The following is a 4,644-nucleotide window of genomic DNA, read 5'->3' as shown; positions in this document are numbered from 1 at the left end:
CCTCCTCCCGGTGGACCCGGACCCCCTTGGCCAAGGCCTCCCGCTCCTCAGGGGAGAGGTAGAGGGCCTTGGCCTCCTCTTCGGGCATCAGGCCCAAGACCCGGCCCCTGGCCTCCTCCAGGGCCTTTTCCTGCTCCTTCTCCTGGGCGGAAAGCCCCGCCAGGGTCCGGGAAACCTCCTCCAGGGCCTGGGCCAGTTGGCGGTCCCGCCCCTCCTTTTTTTCCAGCTCCTCCAGCCTTCGGGAAAGCTGCCCGATGTGCTCCCCCACCGGCCTCCCCCCCGTCTTTTCCCAAAGCAGGCGGTAAAGCCCAGCCCCCAAGGCCTCCTTCTCCTGCCGCAAGGAGGCCAAGGCTTCCCGGACCCTTTCCCAGGCCGCTTCTTGTCCGCCGAGATCCGTTAGGGGCCCTACCTCCCCCTCCGTGCCGGAAAGCTCCCGGCGCCCATGCTCCAACTCCTGGGAAAGCCGCTTCACCTCCTCCTCCAGGGCCCGGGCCTCCCCCTGTTTTTCCCTGTACCGTTCCCTAAGCTCCTGAAGCCTGGCCTGCGCCCCCTGAAGCTCCTCCTCCAGGGCCTTGGGATCCCCGGGGCGGGGTGGAACCCCCAGGGCCTTTAGGGCCTCGCGCTTGGCCCTTTCCTCCTCCGCCAGGGCCCCGAGCCGGGTCAGGACCTCCCGCAAGGCCTTCTCCCCCTCCTCCCGCCTCTTCCTGAGGCCGGAGGCCCCGGGCCCCTCCGGCACCGGGGGCAGGGCGCGGACCACGCCGCCGCACAGGGGGCAGGGCTCCCCGGGGCGCAGAAGGTCGCGGTAGGCAAGAAGCCCAAGCCGCTTCTCCTCCTGGGCCAGGTGGGCGAGCTCGGCCTCCAGGCGCTTTTTTTCCTCCTCCAAAAGCCCCCTTCGCCTCGCGATCTCCTCCAGCTCCAGCCCGAGCCGGTGGGCCTCGGCCCCCTTCCGGGCCTCCTCCAGGGCCTCCGCCTGGGCCCGGGCCTGCCCCCCCTCCGCCACCAGGCGCTCCAGGGCCTCCTTAAGTTGCCTTAAGGCCTCCTCCTTTTCCCCAAGCCGCCTTTGCCCCTCCACCAGGCGGGCCAGCCCCCGCTCCCTCTCCGCCAAAAGGGCCTCCTCCCGCAGTAGGGACTCCAAGGCCTCCGCATAGGCCTCGGGGGAAAGCCCCACCCTGGGGGCGGGGTGCTCCTTCACCCCCACCCGGCGCCAAAGGGCCTCGAGGGCCCTAAGCCCTTCCGCCTCCCGGAGCGCCCTTTGCGCCGCCTTCAGCTCCCCGGGGTCAAAGGCCAGGGCCCGGCGCTCCCGTTCCAGCTTTTCCAGCTGGTCCCTTAGTCCCCGGAGCCTTCCTTTGGTGGCGGCCAGGGCCTCCTCCTTCCACCTGAGGTCTTGCCAAAGGGGCAAGGCCTTTTCCGCCTCCTCCGCCTTCTTAAGCCTTTCCTCCACCTCCCCCATGCGGGGGGCCTCGGCCTTAAGGCGGTGTAGGCGGCCTTCCAACTCCCTTAGGCGCTTAAGAAGGGACTCCAGGTCCCTCCCCTCGGCAAGCCCTTTTTCCAGCTGCTTCTTCTCCTGAAGAAGGCGGGCGATCTCCTGGGATAGATGGGCCAGCTCCTTCTCCAGCTCCTCCTTGGCCTCGAGGCTCACCTCACGAAGCCCCAAAAGCTCCCCCTCCAGCCGGCCCTTCTCCTCCAGGAGGGCCGCCTTGCGGGAGGCCGCCTTGTCCCGGGCCCGCTCCAGCCGGGAAAGCTCAAAGAGGTCCAGGAGGATCCTCCGCCTTTCCTTGGCCTCCCCCTTAAGGAAACGGTCAAACTCCCCTTGGGGTAGAAGCAAAGCCCTGGTGAAGGCCTCGTAGCTGAGCCCCAAGAGTTCCTCCAAGGTCCGGTTCAGGGCCTCCAGGGTCTCCAGGGGGAGAAGCTTCTCCCCGGCGGGCTCCACCTGGAACAGCCGGCCCTCGCTCCTCCTTCCCCGGACCCGCTCCACCCTATAGACCCTTCCCCCCACCTGGAAGGTGAGGCGCACCCGGGCCTCGCTGGCGGCAGGGTGGACCAGGCTTCCCACGTTCCGCCCCACCCGGGGCACGAGGCCATAGAGGGCGAAGGCCATGGCGTCTAAAAGGGTGCTCTTCCCGCTTCCCGTGGGCCCGGTGATGGCGAAAAGCTCCACGTCGGAGAAGTCCACCCCCTGCCGCTCCCGGTAGGGGCCAAACCCCTCAAGCTCCAGGCGCAAGGGCCTCAAGCTCCACCTCCTTAAGCACCTGGCCAAACCGCTCCAAAAGCGCCTCCTCCTGGCGCCCCCGCTCCCTCAGATAGCGTTCGTAGGCCTCCACCAAGCCCAGTTCCGGAGCCGAGCCCATCTCCCCATCCTCCAGCCCTCCCAGGGTCTCCACCGCCAGGAGATGGGGAAGCCCCTGGAAAAGCCTCTCCTTCACCGCCGGGGAAAGCCGGCCCTCCACCACCAGCCGGAGGTAGCCGGGAAAGCGCTCCAGCTCGGGAAGCCTCCCGTCCAGCTCCTCGGGCTTCAGGCGGAAGGTCCTTAAGGGCTTGCCCCAGCGCTCCCGTAGGGGATAGACCTGGACCGGTCCCCGTTCGGGCACCTCCACCAGCAAGGCCCCCCGCTCCGCCTCCTCCCCCTCCCCGAAGTCCAGCTGGATGAGGCTTCCCGAATACCAAGCCACCGGGGCCTCGGAAACCTGTTGCTGGCGGTGGATGTGGCCCAGGGCCAGATAGCGGGCCTCCAGGGGCAGGGCGGAAGGGGGCACGGCGTAGCTACCCGTGAGGTGGAAGGCGAACTCCCCCGCCCCCGGCCGCGCCCCCTCCAGGGCAAAATGCCCCAACATCAAGGGGCTTCTCAAGTTGTCCAGAATGCGGCGCATGGCCTCGGCGTAGGTGCGGTGGCGCTCCTCGGCCTCTTGCAGGACCTTTTTCACCAGGATGCGCTCGGAAACAAAGGGAAGGAGGGCCGCCTCGAGGTCCCCCACCCGGACCACACCCCCTTCCTCCCGGAAAAGGGGCTTCCCCCTCACCTCCGCCCCCGCCAGGGCCAAGAGGGGGGCGAGGGCCTCGAGGCGCTCCTTGGGGTCATGGTTGCCGGCGATGACCAAGGCGGGAACCCCAAGCTCCCTAAGGCGCAGGAAAAACTCCACCGCCATGGCCTCGGCCTCGGCGGATACCTGGGGGCGGTCAAAGAGGTCCCCCGAGATCACCACCAGGTCCACCCCTTCCTTGGCCACCACCTCCACAAGGGCCTTCAGGGCCTCGCCCACCTCCGGGGTCCGGTCCACGCCCTTTAATACCTTGCCCAGGTGCCAGTCCGCGGTATGGAGGAGCCGCACGCCTTCCATACTACCCCTGCCCAAGGCTCAGTGGGGGTGGCCGTGGGCCTCCGGCGGTCCCCCTTTCCCCCCCTGGAAGGCCCAGGCGGCCACCAAGGTGGTGAAGGGTACCGCCAGCAGAAGCCCCAAGGAACCCAGCACCATGGAGACCATCTCGGCGGCAAAGGGCTCGGTATTGAGGAGGAAGCGCAAGGGGGTGGGGTCCTTGGTGAGGAGGAGGAAAAGGGGTAAGGAACCGGCCGCATAGGCCAGGACCAGGGTGTTCACCAGGCTACCCATGTGGTCGTAGCCCACCTCCATGCCCCTCCGGTAAAGCTCCCCCAGGCCAAAGCGGGGGTTGGCGTGGGCCAAGGCCTGGACCACCGCCGCCTGGGTCACGGTCACGTCGGTCAAGGCTCCCAAGGCCCCCACCACCACCCCCGCCAGGAAGAGGGAGACCAGGTCCACCCCACCCCATTGCCTCAGGAGGAGGGCCTCCTCCGAGGCCAGGCCCGTGAACCCCAGGGCCCGGGTGAAGAAGAGGGCCAAGAGGAGGACCAAGGCCACCGAGGCCAGGGTGCCCAAAAGGGCGGCGGTGGTCTTGCGGTTTACCCCGTGGACCAGGTACACGGTGAGAAGAAGCACCCCCAGGCTTCCCAAAAAGGCGTAAAGAAGCGGGTTCCCCCCAGCCGCCACCCTGGGAACCACAAAGTAGACCACCACCAAAAGGCTCAAAAAGGTGCCCACAAGCCCCCTAACCCCCTTGCCCCGGCCCAAGAGGGCCGCTAGGAAGGCGAACAGGCCCAAAAGACCAAGAAGCCAGGGGATCCGGTCGGGCTCGGTCACATAGGTCCGGCCCCCCTCCTGGTAGAGGACCACCCGCTGGCCCAGCCGGTACTGGCCGCCATCCACGGGGAGGAGGGCCGGAAGCCTCCTGCCCCCCACCTCCACCTGGGCCACGCCCTCTTGGGGCTCGAGGGCCACCAGGCGACCCACCAGGTACCTCCCCTCGCCCTGGGCCAAGGCGGGTAGGAGGAGCAAACATAGGAGAACCCCCAAGCGCATGCCGCCACTTTACCCCGGAAGGATGAAAACTTTTTCTCAGATTGCTATTCTGGGAGCATGGAGCGCTCCACCCGGCAGCGGCGGGCCATCCGGGAAACCTTTTTAGAGGCAGGCCGGCCCCTCTCCCCCCAAGAGGTCCTGGAGCTGGCCAAGAGGAAGGTCCCCTCCTTGGGCCTGGCCACCGTGTACCGCACCCTAAAGGGCTTGGTGGAGGAGGGCTTCCTAATCCCCGTGGTCCTTCCCGGCGAACCCCCCCGGTACGAACCCGCAGGCC

At 68.0% G+C, this 4,644-nt stretch carries 4 protein-coding genes; 1 reads left to right on the top strand and 3 read right to left on the bottom strand.

Annotated features, from left to right (window positions below; all coding sequences use genetic code 11):
* From Q0693_RS04625 to Q0693_RS04615, 3 genes are all read right to left on the bottom strand, one after another.
* The coding region (locus tag Q0693_RS04625; protein ID WP_298629563.1) for an SMC family ATPase at window positions 1–2,230 on the bottom strand (2,230 nt) is incomplete at its 3' end.
* Window positions 2,205–3,326 carry an exonuclease SbcCD subunit D gene (locus Q0693_RS04620; RefSeq protein WP_298629562.1) on the bottom strand — a complete coding sequence of 374 codons (1,122 nt, stop codon included), beginning with the start codon at window positions 3,324–3,326 and terminating at the stop codon, window positions 2,205–2,207. The genes Q0693_RS04620 and Q0693_RS04625, both read right to left, overlap by 26 nt.
* A gap of 27 nt (window positions 3,327–3,353) precedes the next feature.
* Entirely contained in the window at window positions 3,354–4,370 is a 1,017-nt protein-coding gene (locus Q0693_RS04615; protein WP_298629561.1) for a YibE/F family protein, read from the bottom strand.
* Window positions 4,371–4,427: 57 nt separating this feature from the next.
* Between Q0693_RS04615 and Q0693_RS04610 the strand changes: the two genes are divergently transcribed.
* Window positions 4,428–4,644: transcriptional repressor (locus tag Q0693_RS04610; RefSeq protein WP_298629560.1), on the top strand; the 217-nt coding region annotated here is incomplete at its 3' end.

Source organism: uncultured Thermus sp. (assembly GCF_938010445.1).
Taxonomy (GTDB): Bacteria; Deinococcota; Deinococci; order Deinococcales; family Thermaceae; genus Thermus; species Thermus altitudinis.
Note: the sequence above shows the minus strand (reverse complement) of the source record. Positions and strands in the feature narration are given on the sequence as shown.

What these genes read in the sequence shown, in the direction of transcription:
- Q0693_RS04615 (WP_298629561.1), bottom strand. Translation starts at nt 4,370, where the DNA reads ATGCGCTTGGGGGTTCTCCTATGTTTGCTCCTCCTACCCGCCTTGGCC.